This is a genomic window from Stenotrophomonas sp. YJH_SMC_69 (assembly GCF_059370495.1).
In genome coordinates, this window is sequence record NZ_JCAFTS010000009.1 from 132,919 (window position 1) to 148,721 (window position 15,803).

The 15,803-nt window shown below is 67.9% G+C and carries 15 protein-coding genes; 9 read left to right on the forward strand and 6 right to left on the reverse strand.

Features of this window, described 5'->3' with window-relative positions; genetic code table 11:
* Positions 1-36: 36 nt before the first annotated feature.
* Positions 37-366 carry a hypothetical protein gene (locus AC5P8F_RS15915; RefSeq protein WP_005414880.1) on the reverse strand — a complete coding sequence of 110 codons (330 nt, stop codon included), beginning with the start codon at positions 364-366 and terminating at the stop codon, positions 37-39.
* A gap of 40 nt (positions 367-406) precedes the next feature.
* Here AC5P8F_RS15915 and AC5P8F_RS15920 point away from each other — a divergent pair, with 40 nt between their 5' ends.
* From AC5P8F_RS15920 to AC5P8F_RS15955, 8 genes are all read left to right on the forward strand, one after another.
* A complete protein-coding gene (locus AC5P8F_RS15920; protein WP_495228548.1) occupies positions 407-979 on the forward strand; it encodes a hypothetical protein in 573 nt (190 codons plus the stop codon).
* A gap of 71 nt (positions 980-1,050) precedes the next feature.
* Positions 1,051-3,420, forward strand: coding sequence for a S9 family peptidase (locus AC5P8F_RS15925; protein ID WP_111205370.1), 2,370 nt, complete (start codon positions 1,051-1,053; stop codon positions 3,418-3,420).
* Positions 3,417-3,836 carry an NUDIX hydrolase gene (locus tag AC5P8F_RS15930; RefSeq protein ID WP_111205371.1) on the forward strand — a complete coding sequence of 140 codons (420 nt, stop codon included), beginning with the start codon at positions 3,417-3,419 and terminating at the stop codon, positions 3,834-3,836. The genes AC5P8F_RS15925 and AC5P8F_RS15930 overlap by 4 nt, the downstream gene beginning before the upstream one ends.
* A gap of 30 nt (positions 3,837-3,866) precedes the next feature.
* Positions 3,867-4,427 (forward strand): hypothetical protein, encoded by a 561-nt coding sequence (locus tag AC5P8F_RS15935; protein WP_111205372.1) that lies wholly within the window; start codon positions 3,867-3,869, stop codon positions 4,425-4,427.
* A 34-nt stretch (positions 4,428-4,461) separates the two neighbouring features.
* Positions 4,462-5,574 carry a hypothetical protein gene (locus tag AC5P8F_RS15940; protein WP_495228551.1) on the forward strand — a complete coding sequence of 371 codons (1,113 nt, stop codon included), beginning with the start codon at positions 4,462-4,464 and terminating at the stop codon, positions 5,572-5,574.
* Between the two features lie 37 nt (positions 5,575-5,611).
* Entirely contained in the window at positions 5,612-7,225 is a 1,614-nt protein-coding gene (locus tag AC5P8F_RS15945) for a hypothetical protein (RefSeq protein ID WP_227864170.1), read from the forward strand.
* Between the two features lie 53 nt (positions 7,226-7,278).
* Positions 7,279-8,175, forward strand: a complete 897-nt coding sequence (gene hemF / locus AC5P8F_RS15950) for an oxygen-dependent coproporphyrinogen oxidase (protein ID WP_032960638.1) — start codon at positions 7,279-7,281, stop codon at positions 8,173-8,175.
* Between the two features lie 96 nt (positions 8,176-8,271).
* Positions 8,272-9,792, forward strand: coding sequence for a hypothetical protein (locus AC5P8F_RS15955; RefSeq protein ID WP_495228552.1), 1,521 nt, complete (start codon positions 8,272-8,274; stop codon positions 9,790-9,792).
* 44 nt (positions 9,793-9,836) lie between these two features.
* Here the strand turns inward: AC5P8F_RS15955 and AC5P8F_RS15960 are convergent, their stop codons facing one another.
* Positions 9,837-10,316, reverse strand: a complete 480-nt coding sequence (locus tag AC5P8F_RS15960; RefSeq protein ID WP_046433229.1) for a DUF421 domain-containing protein — start codon at positions 10,314-10,316, stop codon at positions 9,837-9,839.
* Positions 10,317-10,685: 369 nt separating this feature from the next.
* Positions 10,686-13,460, reverse strand: coding sequence for a DNA polymerase I (polA, locus tag AC5P8F_RS15965; RefSeq protein WP_111205375.1), 2,775 nt, complete (start codon positions 13,458-13,460; stop codon positions 10,686-10,688).
* 97 nt (positions 13,461-13,557) lie between these two features.
* Here polA and AC5P8F_RS15970 point away from each other — a divergent pair, with 97 nt between their 5' ends.
* The gene (locus tag AC5P8F_RS15970; protein ID WP_014038952.1) at positions 13,558-13,842 is read left to right on the forward strand and encodes a DUF2782 domain-containing protein; all 285 of its coding nucleotides are present in this window, start codon (positions 13,558-13,560) and stop codon (positions 13,840-13,842) included.
* A gap of 168 nt (positions 13,843-14,010) precedes the next feature.
* Here AC5P8F_RS15970 and AC5P8F_RS15975 read toward each other — a convergent pair whose 3' ends face one another.
* The 3 genes from AC5P8F_RS15975 to AC5P8F_RS15985 form a co-directional block, all read right to left on the reverse strand.
* Positions 14,011-14,457 (reverse strand): universal stress protein, encoded by a 447-nt coding sequence (locus tag AC5P8F_RS15975; protein WP_005411629.1) that lies wholly within the window; start codon positions 14,455-14,457, stop codon positions 14,011-14,013.
* 301 nt (positions 14,458-14,758) lie between these two features.
* Positions 14,759-15,313, reverse strand: a complete 555-nt coding sequence (locus tag AC5P8F_RS15980) for a hypothetical protein (RefSeq protein WP_014648865.1) — start codon at positions 15,311-15,313, stop codon at positions 14,759-14,761.
* 106 nt (positions 15,314-15,419) lie between these two features.
* Positions 15,420-15,746 (reverse strand): low molecular weight protein tyrosine phosphatase family protein, encoded by a 327-nt coding sequence (locus AC5P8F_RS15985; RefSeq protein WP_032960648.1) that lies wholly within the window; start codon positions 15,744-15,746, stop codon positions 15,420-15,422.
* Positions 15,747-15,803 lie beyond the last annotated feature (57 nt).

Genomic DNA, 15,803 nt, shown 5'->3' on the forward strand with positions numbered 1-15,803 from the left:
CGCGGGGCGCCCCCTGTGCCCGTGGCATGCGCCGGCTCAGCCCTTGCGTGCGGCAGGACGGGTGAAGTGCCAGGCCAGCAGCTGGCCCAGGCCGGCACTGCCGACCAGCGCGGCAGCGGCACCGAAGGTCAGGTCACGCGCACCGATGGCCTCCAGCAGGGCCATGGCCAGGGCCAGGCAGACCAGGCTGATGCCCCAGCGCAACGCCCCCTGGCGGCGCCGCTCTTCTTCCAGCACGGCCAGCGAGCGGATCACTTCCTCCGGCACGTGCGGGGCCACCAGCTTGCTGCGCGCGCGCGCATCGGCAATGGCATGGATCGCGTAGGCGATGCAGATGAAGAGGGTGATCGGGATCAGTTCCTGCATGGTCGGGCTCCTGTTCGATGGATGATGCGGGTTCAGGAGAATGGATGCGCGACCACGGCAACCGGTTGCACCAGCTGCCTGCCACCTCGTCGCTGGCGCCGGGCGTGTCCGCCGGGTCCGGGAAATAGGTCTCCACCTGGAAACCCAGCTGCAGGTCCGCCAACAGTCGCAGCAACTGCTGATCCAGCACAAAACCCGCCCATGCGGTCTTTCCAAAGATGCCGACACGCACGTCGATCGCAGCCCCCTCCTGCAGCAGTTCCCCGATCACATCGGCGCGTGCCCGCAGGAGATCGACCAACGCCGGCCAGGCATCCATCAGCCAGCCGTCCTTGCCCCTCTCCAGTACGAACACCACGCGGGTCTCCGCATGCCCGCTGATCAGGCTGCCGTCGCGATCCCGGTATCCGGTTCCGACGTCTCGGGAAAACGCCGGTTCCAGATCCAGCCGGGCGGCAATCCCGGCGCCGGCCTCTGTTGGGTGCTGCACGCGCAGCGAGATCCTGTAGTCGTAGCAGTACATATCGGTTCCATCCGAACGGAATGGCCATCATGCCGCACACGCCGTCGCAGCGACCTGGAGGGGGCCATTTTGCCGATTCCGCTGCCATGACCTGTGGCCCCTGCCCCGGGCCGGGGCGGCTGGTACCCTTGCCCGGTTTCCTCTACTGGTGCCGTCCGCCCATGTCCCGAGTGCTGCCCCTGTCCCTCCTGCTGTCGGCCGTGCTGGCCGCACCGGCTGCGCATGCCGCGCCGACGCCGATCACCATCGAACAGGCCATGGCCGACCCGGACTGGATCGGTCCGCCGGTCGAGAAGGCCTGGTGGTCGTGGAACAGCCAGCAGGTGGAGTACCAGCTCAAGCGCAACGGCAGCCCGGTACGCGATACCTTCCGCCAGCCGGTAGCCGGTGGCGTGGCCGCGCAGGTGGCCGATGACCAGCGCGGCACCCTGGACGTGGCCGAGCCGGTCTACGACCGCAGCCGCAGCCGCAGCGCCTTCGTGCGCAATGGCGATGTGTTCGTGCGCGACCTGCGCAGCGGCGCGCTGACCCAGCTCACCCGCAGCAACGAGCGCGCGGGCAACGTGAACTTTGCCGCCGACAACGGCGTGATCTGGCGCGTCGGCCAGAACTGGTTCCACTGGACCGCCGCCAGCGGCGTGCAGCAGGTGGCCAGCCTGAAGGCCGAGAAGGACCCGCGCACGCCGCCGAAGGCCGACGTGCTGCGCGACCAGCAGCTGCGCACGCTGGAAACCCTGCGCCGCGACCGCGACCAGCGCGAGGCATTGAAGGACCAGGACCAGCGCTGGCGCCAGGCCGACCCGACCCGCGCACCGGGCCCGGTGTACCTGGGCGCCGACGTCGAGATCGGTGACAGCGTGCTGTCGCCGGACCTGACCCACCTGATCGTGGTGACCAAGCCGAAGGACTTCGACGACGGCCGCACCAGCAAGATGCCGCTGTACGTGACCGAGTCGGGCTACGAGGAAACCGAGGACACCCGCACCCGCGTCGGCCGCAACGGCTTCGAGCCACACACCCTGTGGTACGTGGACGTGCGCACCGGCAAGGCCGAAAAGCTCTCGCTGGCCAGCCTGCCGGGCATCAGCACCGACCCGCTGGCCGAACTGCGCCGCAAGGCCGGCAAGGATGCGCTGAAGGGCGAGCGCAGCGTGCAGGTGATGAGCGACTTCATGGGCGGCGGCATCCGCTGGAGCGCCGACGGCCAGCAGGCCGCGGTGATGCTGCGTGCCAACGACAACAAGGACCGCTGGATCATCAGCGTCAATGCCGCCGACGGTCGCGTGCAGAACCGCCACCGCCTGACCGACAACGCCTGGATCAACTGGGGCTTCAACGATTTCGGCTGGATGGCCGATGGCCGCACGCTGTGGCTGCTGTCCGAGGAATCGGGCTTCTCGCACCTGTACACCCAGGCCGGCACCGCCAAGCCGCAGGCGCTGACCAGCGGCAAGTGGGAAACCTCGGCACCGGTGCCGTCGGCTGATGGCAAGGGCTTCTATTTCCTGTGCAACCAGCAGGCGCCGCATGACTACGAAGTCTGCGCGGTCGACACCGGCAACCGCCAGGTACGCGAGCTGACCAGCCTCAATGGCGTGGAAGACTTCTCGCTGTCGCCGGATGGCCAGCAGCTGCTGGTGCGTTACTCCGGTGCCTACCTGCCGCCGCAGCTGGCGGTGCTGCCCAGCACCGGCGGCCAGGCACGCGTGCTGACCGACACCCGCACCGCCGACTACAAGGCACGCCAGTGGATCCAGCCGAAGCTGGTCGCGGTACCGTCCAGGCACGGTGCGGGCGTGGTCTGGGCCAAGTACTACGAGCCGGAAAACAAGGAACCGGGGAAGAAGTACCCGATCGTGATGTTCGTGCACGGCGCCGGCTACCTGCAGAACGTGCACCAGCGCTACCCGGCCTACTTCCGCGAGCAGATGTTCCACAACCTGCTGGTGCAGAAGGGCTACATCGTGCTGGACATGGATTACCGCGGCAGCGAGGGCTACGGCCGCGACTGGCGCACGGCCATCTACCGCAACATGGGCCACCCGGAACTTGAAGACTACAAGGATGGCCTGGACTGGCTGGTCGACACCCAGCAGGGCGACCGTGACCACGCCGGCATCTACGGCGGCTCCTACGGCGGCTTCATGACCTTCATGGCGCTGTTCCGTGCACCGGGCACGTTCAAGGCCGGCGCCGCGCTGCGCCCGGTGGTCGACTGGCACAACTACAACCACGGCTACACCAGCAACATCCTCAACACCCCGGACATCGATCCGGAGGCGTACCGCGTGTCCTCGCCGATCGAGTACGCGCAGAACCTGCAGGACAACCTGCTGATCGCCCACGGCATGATGGATGACAACGTGTTCTTCCAGGACTCGGTGAACCTGACCCAGCGCCTGATCGAACTGCACAAGGACAACTGGTCGATCGCACCGTACCCGCTGGAACGCCACGGCTACGTGCGTGCCGATTCCTGGCTGGACCAGTACAAGCGCATCCTCAAGCTGTTCGAGCAGAACCTGAAGTGAGCAACGCCGCGGCCACGATCCGGATCGTGGCCGCGGTCATCCTGGATGACCGCGGCCGGGCGCTGCTGGTGCGCAAGCACGGTGCCCGCCGCTTCATCCAGCCCGGTGGCAAGCCCGAACCCGGCGAAGCACCGCTGCTGGCGCTGGCCCGCGAACTGCACGAGGAACTGGGCGTGCAGCTGCGCGCCGAGACCGCCATCGCGCTGGGCACCTTCGAGGACTGGGCGGTGAACGAGCCCGGCCACCGCGTGCAGGCCCAGGCCTGGTGGGTGCAGGTGGACGGTACGCCACAGGCGTGCGCCGAAATTGCCGAACTGGCCTGGGTGCCGCTGCAACCACCGCATGGCCTGCCCTTGGCACCCTTGAGCGAACACCATATCCTGCCGGCGGTCGCCACCCGGGTGACGGCCCGCTGAGCAGGCGGGCGCCGACTGCAAGGACATCGGATGTCAATGTCGATCCCGTCGATCCCCTCGCTGCCTCCCCCGGCCTATCACGCCTGGGTGCGTCCTGTCGCACAGGCCTCGTTCTGGCTGTCACTGGTGCTGACGATCTACTTCGTGCTGCAGGGACTGGTGCTGTGGCCGTTGCACAACCTCGCGCTGTGGCGCCTGGTGGAAAGCGAAGTGCAGCACCAGCAGCTGCACAGCCTGATCTGGCTGCTGGCGCACCCGGTAGCCGCATCGATGGTCGTCGCGCTGTTGTGCCTGGCCTCGACCGTATCCAGCTGGGGCCTGCTGCGCGAACGGCGCTGGGGCCTGTGGAGCTTCGTGGTACTGCTGCTGCTGAGTGGCCTGACCAACTTCGCGGCCGCCTGGTGGCTGGACCTGTTCATGGGCGACTTCATTCCGCTGCTGGCCAATGACCCGGCCCTGCTGCAGGAGCTGCAGCTGAAACGCTGGCTGATCACGCTGACCGTGGTCGGCATGTCGTTCGTGCTTCTCGGCCTGCAGGGCTGGCTGGCCTGGCGCCTGCTGCGGCCGGATGTGCGCTCGCGCTTCCACTGAGTTCTACCGATCCCCGTTCGACAAGGACTGTCGCATGCGCTTGCTGATGCTTCTTCCCGCACTGCTGTTCGCCGCGCTGCCTGCCAGCGCCGACGCGTTGCAGTGTGGCGAATACCGCAGCGCCGATGGCGGCACGGCGCTCGTGTTCACCGCCCCCAGCAGCGGCTACCGCCACAACGACATCCGTGAACGGGAGCCACTATGGGTCGATCGCAGTGCGGCGCAGACCCGGTTGGTCATGCTCGACGATGGCGTGGCGCAACCGATCCGGATCAGCGCCGATGGGCACCGCATCGAGGACGACGTGGTGACCTACACGCTGAGCCACTCCCGCGCCTGCGCCATCGAACCCAGCGTGATGGACGGCAGCTGTCGCGCCGCCGGCAGCCACTGCATCGCGCAGCTGCCCACGGCCTCACCCGGCCAGGCCCTGCGCGCGTGCAATGAAGGCGTTGGCGCAGGCTGCTCGACGCTGCTGCGACAACTGCGCGAGAACAGCGCAGCAGTAGCCAATGACACCGGCCCGGCCCGCTTCGAGCGCCCGGGCATCTGCCGCGAACCCACACCTGGGCATGATCCGGGGGCCTGCGAGACGCAAACCAGTGATGCGCTGGCTGCCGCCATGCAGCAATTGGGCGAACGTCTGCAACAGGTAGACGAAGACGCGCTGGATTCGCCGCTTCCGGGCGCTGCACGTGATCGTCTGCAGCAGCTGTGCCTGCAACACCGTGGTGGTCGCTTCTGCACCGAGGTTGCCGAGCAGCAGTTGATCGCGCTGGAACCCGCGCTGGCCGTGCAGGCGCTGCAGGTCATCTGCGATGCGGGGCGCGCCAGTGCCTGCGAACGTAGTGCGCCATTGCGTGAACTCGGCGCCGATCTACGCCTGGTGCCGCTCCGGCAGGTGCCGTGTGGCCGCTACCAGGCCGAGGGCGGCCAAGTCGACAGGCTCGACTTCGGCGACGGCACGCGCGGCCGCCTGTATGACGGCGCCATCCACCTGCAGCAGGACGGCGAAACCCTTGTCCTGCGCCAGCTGGGCAACGGCGACCTGCTTGGCATGGATACGCAGACCGGTTACCAGCGCTACCAGCCGGTGCCCGGCACGGCACAATGCACGCCCCCGCGCGAGGGCCGTGATTCGCCGTAGCGCCTGGAGTTTCCCGTTCGATCGTCAAGGAGACGACATGCATTCACCCGCACCGCGCCGCCGCTGGCTGGTCTGGGCGCTGCTGCTGGCCGCGCCGATGGCCGCCGCACAGTCACCGCAATGCGGCCTGTTCAAGGCCGACGAAGGCAGCGGCACGCTGCGCATCAGCTCACCGAACCGCGGCGAGCAGAAGCACTTCGGCAGTGCGCCGTCTCCGGTCGCGTTCCAGCAGATCGACGGAAAGCTGCAACTGGTGAACCTGGAGTACGGCCTGCCCAGCGCGTTGCAGGTGCGCGATCGTGGCCGCACCGTCGAGGTGGATGGCACGGTCTACATCCTGCAGGCCCCCGCACAGTGCGCCGCCGCAGCCAGGCCGGCTGAAGGCAGCTGCCTGGCCGATGCGGCGGCGTGCCTGGACAACCGCCGTGAAGCGCCCCCGGCCGCGCTGGAAGCAGGGTGCCGGGAAGGCGTGCCCGGCATGTGCCTGCAGCTGGCCGATCGCTGGCATGACGAGGCCAGGGCGCCGGCCACGCCGGATGAGGCGCAGCAACAGGCCATCCTCGATACCGCACTGGCCGGCATCGAACTGCCTGTGCCGTGCCGGAATGGCGGCTTCAGCAACGAGACACCGGCCTGTGCAGCGGCGCTGGAAGCGGATCCGGCGCTGCAGGAGCAGATCGTCAAGGCCGCGATGGGTGCGGCGATGGTCGAAGCCGTGAGCTCCGTGCTGTCACCCTCCACGCCGGTGGTGGTGCCGGCCGCGCAGCGCCAGCAGCTGTTGCAGTTGTGCCAGCAGGTCGGCCATGGCGGCTTCTGCAGCCGCGTGGCCGAGCTCTCGTGGGAATCCGACGACCCCTTGCAGGCGGTGCAGGCACTGACCACGGCGTGCGCGCCCGGTAAGGAAAGCGCCGCCTGCGAGCGCCTGCCTGCATTGCAGGCGCTGGGCGCCTCGTTGCGGCCGCAGCCGGCTACGGCGCTGCCCTGCGGCACCTTCCGCGCCGCAGGTGGCCTGATGGATACGCTGGACTTCGGCGATGCAGGACGGGTCGGCATCGGCTGGGACAGCCAACTGCGTGCTCGTGTCGAAGACGGCGACATCCGCATCCGCCACGACAAGGGCGGCGACTTCGTGCTGCGGCCGTTGCCCGGGGGCCAGCTGCTGGGCCTGGACACGTGGACACGCTTCCAGGTGTTCGTGCCGACCGGCGAGGGCGCGAGCACCTGCAGCCCGCCGAAACACTACACGGTGCTGCCGCTGCCTCAGGACTGCCCGCAGGCGCTGGCCAGCGGCGGTGCCGAAGCCTGCTGCGCGCAGGGTAAGCTGCAGGGCTGCAACATTCTTGGCAACCGTCTTGCGCTGTCCGGCCAGTGGCGGCAGGCGGCAGAGCACTACACCACCGTGTGCCGTGCCGGCGTGCGCGAGGGCTGCGAAAACCTGGTCGCAGCGCAGGGCCGCAGCAGCGACATCGACGCCCATGCGACGCTGGAGCGGCTGTGTGCCGCCGACCGCAGCGGCCGCCACGTCGCCTGCGACGTGCTGGACACCGGAAACTGGAGCGCCCTGGAGCTGGGCCGTGTCCTGCAGGAGGCGGTGGACGAAGCGACGGCCGAGGACACTCCGGCACCGCGCGCTTCCAACCGCAAGCGATGAGCCGGCCAAGGCCTGCCCGCAGCTTCGGGCGGGCCCTGCGGTAAAGTAGCGCCATGAACGAATTCGAGCGCGTGCGCACCTACCTCACCGACCTGCAGGACCGCATCTGTGCGGCGATCGAGGCCGTCGATGGCCAGGCCCGCTTCCAGGAAGACCTGTGGCAGCGGGCCGAGGGCGGTGGCGGGCGTACCCGCGTGCTGCGCGACGGCGCGGTGTTCGAGCAGGCCGGCATCGGCTTCTCCGATGTGGCCGGCAGCCGCCTGCCGCCGTCGGCCTCGGCCAACCGCCCGGAACTGGCCGGCGCCTCCTGGCGCGCCACCGGCGTGTCGCTGGTGTTCCACCCGCTCAATCCCTACGTGCCGACCACCCATGCCAACGTGCGCTTCTTCCAGGCGCAGCGCGACGGCGAAGTGGTGGCCAGCTGGTTCGGCGGCGGCTTCGACCTGACTCCGTTCTACCCGTTCGACGAGGACGTGCAGCATTGGCACCGGGTCGCACGCAACCTGTGCACGCCGTTCGGCGACGAGCGCTATGCCGCGCACAAGCGCTGGTGCGATGAATACTTCTTCCTGCGCCACCGCAATGAAACGCGCGGCGTCGGCGGCCTGTTCTTCGATGACCTGCACGGCGATTTCGAGCGCGATTTCGCTTATCTGCGTGCGGTCGGTGATGGCTTCCTCGACGCCTACCTGCCGATCGTGCAGCAGCGCAAGGACGCCGCATATGGCGAGCGCGAACGCGAGTTCCAGCTGTACCGCCGCGGCCGCTACGTGGAGTTCAACCTGGTCTACGACCGCGGCACCCTGTTCGGGCTGCAGAGCGGTGGCCGCAGCGAAAGCATCCTGATGAGCCTGCCGCCGCGGGTGCGCTGGGAGTACGGCTTCACCCCGGAAGCGGGCAGCGCCGAGGCGCGCCTGGCCGACTACCTGGTGCCACGCGACTGGCTCTGATCGTCCGGCGCCACGCCTGATCCGTGGCGCCTTCTTACGCCTGTGGTGCGCCCCGCGCCGGACAGGCCCTGCACTGCCTCCTTCAAGGATGACCCCATGCCTGCTGCTGTTCCCTTCCGCCCCCGCGCCGCGGGCTGGCGCTCCCTGCTGTTGCTTGCATTGGCCTCGGCCAGCCTGCCGGCCGCCGCGCAATCGATGGCCTGCGGCACCTACAAGGACGTCGACGGCAACACCACGCTGACCATCGAAAGTGAAGGCCATGGTTTCCTGTCCGGCCCCTACCAAGCCACCGAGCAGCTGCGCATCGCCCGCCAGGAGGACGTGCTCGGCACCGGCAACCTGTCCACCGGCCGCCTGGAAAACTGGTACTTCTCGGACAACGATCGCACGATCAGCACCCCCTATCGCGAATTCACCCGCGAGCACACCGCCGTCTGCAAGACGATGCCGGAGCCCATCGAGGGCGGCTGCGTAATGAACACCTCCGAGTGCCTGGAGGCGTTGCCGGAAGCCGAACCGCTGAAGCTGCATGCCTGGTGCGCCGAAGGCGTGGGCGCGGCCTGCATGCAGCTGCTGGAGACCTACCAGCGGCAGGCCAAGGACGCAGCGCCGGCGCCTGCACGTTCCGAGCCGCCGATGCCGGAGATCTGCAAGGAGGATTCGGCGTCGTTCAATGCCGAGGGCTGCAGGGCGATCGCCGAGGTGGTCGGCGCCGAGATGATGGGCAAGGCCGTGCTCGGCCTGCAGCATTCGAACGACCCTGTCTTGCCGTCCGCGCAGCTCGATGAACTGGCCGCACTGTGCCGGCAGCAGCACGGCGAGGCGTTCTGCGCCGACGTTGCCGAGGCGCTGTGGAGTGGTGGGCGCCTGTTGCAGGCCCATGACGCGCTGCAGCTGTCGTGCGCCCAGCGCGCGGAGCGCGTGGCCTGCGGCCGCGCCGAGGCGCTTGCCCGACTGGCCTCGGTACCGGCCGCTGCACTGGCCCCGGTGCCGGCTTCCGCGCTGCCCTGTGGGAGCTATGAAGCGGTGTACGGCGTGCTCTCGCAGCTGCGCTTCCTCGATGGTGGCCTGGTGGAAGCCGGGGGCCGCGACCAGCGCCTGCGCGCGAGCCTGCAGGACGGGCGCATCCTCATCCATCGCGACGTCGGCAGCGACTTCGTACTGCAGCCGCTGAAGAACGGAAACTTGGCCAGCGTCGACGGCGGCAACCGCTTCGCCTACTACGAGCGCAAGCCGGGCTCAGGCAATGCCAGCTGCGCACCGCCGGTGGCCTTCGTGGAGATCCCCCTGCCGCTGGACTGCCCGACCCTGGACCGCAAGGACGGCGCCAAGGCCTGCTGCACCGATGGCAAGCTGCTGGGCTGCAAGGTTGCCGGCGAGGCACTGTTCAAAAACGAACAATGGGCCGCATCGCGGTCCTACTTCCAGACGCTGTGCAGCGCGGGTGTGCGCGAAGGTTGCCTGGCAATGGCCGCGGTGTATGCGCATACCGCGGATCCGAAGATTCCGCAGGCCATGGCGGCGATCTGCGCGAAGGACGGAAAGGGCACCCACGTCGCCTGCGATGTGGACGCGACGCGCAACTGGCCGGCGCTGAAGGCTGAAGCCGCTCCCTGAGGCCAGGCACCTGTTGAGCCGGGCATGGGCCCGGCGCTACGAGGTCAGGTGCTCTTCCGCGCGATGATCGTGATGTGCCCGGTCGTCTCCAGCAGGGCGATCTGCACGTCCTCGATCTGCAGGCCGCCCTGTTGGCGCAGCGCGGCATCGAAATCGGCCCGGCTGATCAGTTCGCGGCGGAGAACGCCCTCCAACAGCCGGCCATCACGCGCGATCACGGTGGGCTCTCCTTCGATCATCCGCTCCATGCGCCGATTCCGGGTGGTCAACCAGCCCACCCCGTAGTTCAGCACGATCAGGGTGGCCGCCAGCAGCAGGCCACCGCCCAGCGAGGTGTCGGTGCCCAGCAGCGCGTTCTGCACCGCGTTGCCCAGCAGCACGATCAGCAGCACGTCGAAAGGCGTGATCTGCCCCAGAGCCCGCTTGCCGCCCAGCCGGACCATGCCCAGCACCACGACATAGACCACCACCGCGCGCAGGATGAATTCCCACCACGGCATGGCCAGGGCGAACAGGTCGGGCATGGTCTTCCCCTGCAGAACGGTGGCCCAGCCTAGCACCTGGGGTCAGATCCCTTTGCCCGGCGGGCAAAGGGATCTGACCCCCAGTGTGTGTTCCGTTGGCGCAAATAAAAAGCCCCGCTGACCAGGGGGAGGTCAACGGGGCCGGGGAACGGGCACTTGGGGAGGAGTCCCCGTTCCGAGATCTGCTCCAGGGGATGGGAGAGATCCACAACAGGCGTTGCGCCTGTCGGGAGTTATAGAAGCACTTCGAACACTAACGGTTCGTGAAGGGGCCCCATTTAATGAATTTCAATAGGGGCAACATTCATGGTCGAGTCAGAAACACCCGACTCATGAACAAATTCACGTCGTTTTCGGCCTGAAACACCGTCAGTGCGCTTCGTCCCAGTTGTTGCCGACGCCCGTGTCGACCACCAGTGGCACCCGCAGTTTGGCCGCTTGCGACATGCGCTCCACCACCTGCAAACGCAGGTCCTCGACGAAACTGCTTTCGGTTTCGAACACCAGTTCATCGTGCACCTGCAGGATCATCCGTGCCGGCGCCCCGCTGTCACGCAGCCACTGGTCCACATCCACCATCGCGCGCTTGATGATGTCGGCGGCAGTGCCCTGCATCGGCGCGTTGATCGCCGCGCGTTCAGCACCGGCACGCAGGCCCTGGTTGCGGGCGTGGATGTCGTTCAGGTACAGGCGACGGCCGAACAGGGTTTCCACGTAGCCCTGGTCACGGGCCTGCTGGCGCATCCGCTCCATGAAGTCGCGCACGCCCGGGTAGCGGCTGAAGTACAGCGCCACGTAGTCCTGCGCCTGGCCACGGTCGATGCCCAGGTTGCGGGCCAGGCCGAAGGCGCTCATGCCGTACATCAGGCCGAAGTTGATGGCCTTGGCGGCGCGGCGCTCGTTCGGGGTCACCTCCTCCAGCGTGCGCCCGAACACCTCGGCGGCGGTGGCACGGTGTACGTCGGCGCCCTGCTCGAAGGCACGCACCAGGCCCGGGTCCTCGGACAGGTGGGCCATGATCCGCAGTTCGATCTGCGAATAGTCGGCCGCCAGCAGCTGGAAGCCTTCCGGGGCGATGAACGCGCGGCGGATGCGGCGGCCGTCCTCGGTGCGGATCGGGATGTTCTGCAGGTTCGGGTCCGACGAGGACAGGCGGCCGGTGGCGGCACCGGACTGGTGGTAGCTGGTATGCACCCGGCCGGTGTCCGGGTTGACCATCTCCGGCAGCTTGTCGGTGTAGGTGCTGCGCAGCTTGGCCAACCCACGGTAGTCCAGGATGACCCGCGGCAGCTCATGCTGGTCGGCAATCGCCTCCAGCGCCTCTTCGTTGGTGCTGGGCTGGCCCTTCGGGGTCTTCACCACCGCCGGCAGCTTCAGCTCGTCGAACAGCACCGCCTGCAGCTGCTTGGGCGAATCCAGGTTGAAGCTGCGCCCGGCCAGCTCGGTGGCCTTCTGCTGCGCGGCCAGCATGCGCGAGGACAGGTCCTGGCTCTGCCGGCGCAGTTCGTCGGTGTCGATCCGCACGCCATTGGCTTCAATGCTGGCCAGCACCGGCACCAGCGGCATCTCGATGTTGCGGTACACGCTGTCCAGCGCCGGCTCGGCCAGCAGCTGCGGCTGCAATGCGTGGTGCAGGCGCAGGGTGATGTCGGCGTCCTCGGCGGCGTAGCGGCTGGCTTCGTCGATGCCCACCTGCGAGAACGGGATCTGCTTGGCGCCCTTGCCGGCCACGTCCTCGAACTTGATGGTGCTGTAGCCCAGATAACGCAGCGCCAGCGAATCCATGTCGTGGCGGGTGGCGGTGGAATTGAGCACGAAGCTCTCGAGCATGGTGTCGTCGTGGTAGCCCTGCACCGCCACGCCGTGGCGGCGCAGCACATGCAGGTCGTACTTGCCATGCTGGCCCAGCTTCTTCTTCGCCGGGTCCTGCAGCGCCGGGCGCAGTGCGTCCAGCACCTGCTGCATGGGCAGCTGGGCCGGCGCACCCGGGTAATCGTGGCCGACCGGAATGTACGCCGCCCTGCCCGGCTCGACGGCCAGGCTGATGCCCACCAGGCGCGCGCGCATCGCGTCCAGCGCATCGGTCTCGGTATCGAAGCTGATCAGTTCGGCCTGCTGCAGGCGTTCGACCCAGGCCTGCAGCTGCTCGGCGGTCAGCACGGTCTCGTACTCACCCGGCGCGGACAGTGCCGGATCCAGCGTGCCAGCGGCGGGCGCCTCGACGCTGCCACGGGCGAAGCCAGCGGCGGTGCCACGCAGGCTCGGGGTCGCCTCGCTGGCGGCCACCGGTGCCGGCACCGGCGCGCCCAGCTCCTTCAGCGCCTGGGTGAAGCCATAGCGCGTATACAGCTCGGTCAGCGCCGGCACATCCTGCTCGCGCAGGGCCAGCGTGGTCGGGCTGGCGTCCAGCTGCACGTCGGTACGGATGGTCACCAGCTCGCGGTTCAGCGGCAGCCGCTCCAGCGCGGCGCGCAGGTTCTCGCCGATCTTGCCCTTCATGGCCGGCGCGGCCGCCATCACGCCGTCCAGGTGCTGGTACTCGGCCAGCCACTTGGCGGCGGTCTTCGGCCCGCACTTCTCCACGCCCGGCACGTTGTCGACCGCGTCGCCCATCAGCGCCAGCAGGTCGATGATCTGGTCGGCGCGCACGCCGAACTTCTCCATCACCGCCGCATCCGAATCCATGCGGCTGCCGGTCATGGTGTTGACCAGCTCGATGCCCGGGCGCACCAGCTGGGCGAAGTCCTTGTCGCCGGTGGAAATGGTCACCTTCAGGTCCTGCGCCAGGCCCTGAAGGGCCAGCGTGCCGATCACATCGTCGGCCTCCACGCCGGGGATGCGCAGGATGCTGATGCCCAGCGCTTCGACGATGCGGCACATCGGCTCGACCTGGCTGCGCAGCTCATCGGGCATCGGCGGGCGGTTGGCCTTGTACTGGTCGTACAGGTCGTCACGGAAGGTCTTGCCCGGCGCGTCGACCACGAACGCGACGTAGGCCGGGCGCTCCTTCAGCGTCGAACGCAGCATGTTGACCACGCCGAACAGCGCGCCGGTGGGTTCACCCTGTGCATTGGACAGGGGCGGCAGCGCGTGGAACGCGCGGTACAGGTAACTGGACCCGTCGATCAGGACTAATCTGCTCATGTGCCGATTCTACGCGCCCGTGCCTGCACCGCGGCGACACGGCCCGTACACCGCGATGGGGCATAATCAGGGCTCTTTCCAGGCAAAGGCTCCGCCGATGAAGACCCTGATGCTGGCTTCCCTGCTCCTGCTCGCTGGCTGCGCCAGCATGGGTGGCGCGGGCGCCCCCCCGGTGGACGTCAAGGGCGCGGATGTATCCAAGCGCACCATGGACAACGGTGACACCATCGAGGAATACCGCGTGTCCGGCCAGCTGCGCATGGTCAAGGTGACCCCGTCGCGCGGTGCCCCGTTCTACATGTACGACAAGAACGGCGACGGCCGCATGGACAACGACAAGGACGGCGTGTCGCCGGTCTACTGGAAGCTGTACAGCTGGTGAGGTGACCGGGGTTGTGACCGGGGTCGGATCCCTTTCCACAGGAAAGGGCTCTGACCCCCTCGAAGCCACCGGCACGGCCCCGATCCCCCACAAAAAACAACGCCGGCGCGCATCCTGCGGCCGGCGTCGGGTCCCCTCCCCGGGAACGCTTGAATCAGCGGGTATGGATCAGCGGATGACCAGCACCGGCAGCGTGCTGCGTGCCAGCACTTCGGCGGTCTGGCTGCCCAGCAGTACACGGGTCACGCCACGGCGGCCGTGCGAGGTCATCACGATCAGGTCGCTGTTGCGCTCGCCGGCGGTCTCGATGATGCCGTCGGCCGCATAGCGGTCCAGCACGTGCACCGGGTTGGCGGTGATGCCCTGCTCGGCGGCCTTGGCCAGCGCCGGCTGCAGCACCTTCTGCGCGCCTTCCTCGCGGTCGGCCTTGTATTCGGGGCTGTTCATGTAGCCCACGCTCCAGCCCATGGCGTCGTACATGCCGACGGCCCACGGCTCGGAAACAGTGACGATATCGACCTCGGCGTTGAGGTCCTTGGCCAGCTCCAAGCCCTTGGCCAGGCCCTTGTCGGCCAGTTCGGACCCGTCAGTGGCAATCAGGATGCGCTTGTACATGGTGGGGCTCCGTGGCGGTCTGCCGGATGGGAACGACACCATTGCACACCGTATGTGCAGGCGGCGCCTTGAGCAGGATCAATCCGGCGCCGCGCAGCGGCGTGTGCGCACCGTCACGTGGTCCGGGGGACAGGCTCGGCCCGCCCTCTTCTGTAGAGCCGAGCCCGTGCTCGGCTGCTTCTGGCGGGAAAAGCAGCCGAGCATGGGCTATGCCGGTCGTCCTGACCGGCACCCTTCGGGCCGTCGCAAGCGACGTTGGCAGCGGCTCCTGCCGCTACCTTCGGCTCTACAACAACGTCGCTCAGGCGATCTGCACCACGCGCGCGTTCTGGCACAGCGGGTAGCTGGCCACGAACTCGTCAATCGCATCGCGCATCGCCTCGAACGATTGGCCGTACATGTACAGCGCGGTCTCGGTCGGGCCCTGCCACCAGCTGCAGATCTCGCCCAGGCCGTCGATGTTCCCGGACAGCTGCTCGAACACGTGGTTGGAATCGCACTGTTCGTAGACCTCGTCCGGCAGGTTCAGGCCATCCAGGTAGATGCCCAGGCCTTCGGTCACGCCGAAGCTGCGATCGGCCTCGCCTGCGCCCTGTATCTGCGAACCCTTCGGTGCACCCAGCTGCTCCAGCAGGTCGATCAGCTTCGGCACGCCCGCGGCATCGACCAGTGCCACTTCGATATCGCCGTATTCGACCTCACCCAGGTCGGACATCGCGGTGCCGCCGCCGGTCAGCTCGCCCACCTGGGCCGCCTGCAGCAGCGCGTCGAGCGGATCCTCGAACAGTTCGTGGCGGTGCTCCGGCTGCAGCCGGGCGTTCAACTTCACGGTGACGTGCAGCGTGGGTTCGGTCATGGGGGCGTTCCTGGAAGAAGTGCCACCTATTGTAGAGCCGAGCCCATGCTCGGCTGCTTCTGGCCGGAAAAGCAGCCGAGCATGGGCTCGGCTCTACAACAGCCTGTCAACGCAGGAACGGCGTGACCTTGCGCTTCAGCAGTTCCACCAGCACCGGGTCCATGTACTCGTAGTCATCCGGAATATCCAGGCAGATCACCCGCTTGCCGTTCAACCAGGCCTTGTAGCGGCTGGACAGCCGGTTGCGGTGGGCGCGCTCCATCACGAACACGATATCGGCCCACTGCAGCAGCTCGGGGCTGAGCACTTCCTCGGCGTCGGCCAGCAGCCCGGCCGAGGCGGTCTCGATGCCCGGCCAATCGGCGAATACCTGCTCGGCCGTCGGGCTGCGCAGGCGATTCTGGCTGCAGAGGAAGAGCACATTGCGGGTCATGAGCGCAGCCTAATGGGGGCAGAGCCCTTTTCCAACGGAAAAGGCTCCGGCCCCAAC

Bases quoted from the DNA above. Each gene is read 5' to 3' on its own strand.
- AC5P8F_RS15915 (WP_005414880.1), bottom strand. From the start codon at position 366: ATGCAGGAACTGATCCCGATCACCCTCTTCATCTGCATCGCCTACGCG.
- AC5P8F_RS15920 (WP_495228548.1), top strand. From the start codon at position 407: ATGGATGCGCGACCACGGCAACCGGTTGCACCAGCTGCCTGCCACCTC.
- AC5P8F_RS15925 (WP_111205370.1), top strand. From the start codon at position 1,051: ATGTCCCGAGTGCTGCCCCTGTCCCTCCTGCTGTCGGCCGTGCTGGCC.
- AC5P8F_RS15935 (WP_111205372.1), top strand. From the start codon at position 3,867: ATGTCAATGTCGATCCCGTCGATCCCCTCGCTGCCTCCCCCGGCCTAT.
- AC5P8F_RS15940 (WP_495228551.1), top strand. From the start codon at position 4,462: ATGCGCTTGCTGATGCTTCTTCCCGCACTGCTGTTCGCCGCGCTGCCT.
- AC5P8F_RS15945 (WP_227864170.1), top strand. From the start codon at position 5,612: ATGCATTCACCCGCACCGCGCCGCCGCTGGCTGGTCTGGGCGCTGCTG.
- hemF (WP_032960638.1), top strand. From the start codon at position 7,279: ATGAACGAATTCGAGCGCGTGCGCACCTACCTCACCGACCTGCAGGAC.
- AC5P8F_RS15955 (WP_495228552.1), top strand. From the start codon at position 8,272: ATGCCTGCTGCTGTTCCCTTCCGCCCCCGCGCCGCGGGCTGGCGCTCC.
- AC5P8F_RS15960 (WP_046433229.1), bottom strand. From the start codon at position 10,316: ATGCCCGACCTGTTCGCCCTGGCCATGCCGTGGTGGGAATTCATCCTG.
- polA (WP_111205375.1), bottom strand. From the start codon at position 13,460: ATGAGCAGATTAGTCCTGATCGACGGGTCCAGTTACCTGTACCGCGCG.
- AC5P8F_RS15970 (WP_014038952.1), top strand. From the start codon at position 13,558: ATGAAGACCCTGATGCTGGCTTCCCTGCTCCTGCTCGCTGGCTGCGCC.
- AC5P8F_RS15975 (WP_005411629.1), bottom strand. From the start codon at position 14,457: ATGTACAAGCGCATCCTGATTGCCACTGACGGGTCCGAACTGGCCGAC.
- AC5P8F_RS15980 (WP_014648865.1), bottom strand. From the start codon at position 15,313: ATGACCGAACCCACGCTGCACGTCACCGTGAAGTTGAACGCCCGGCTG.
- AC5P8F_RS15985 (WP_032960648.1), bottom strand. From the start codon at position 15,746: ATGACCCGCAATGTGCTCTTCCTCTGCAGCCAGAATCGCCTGCGCAGC.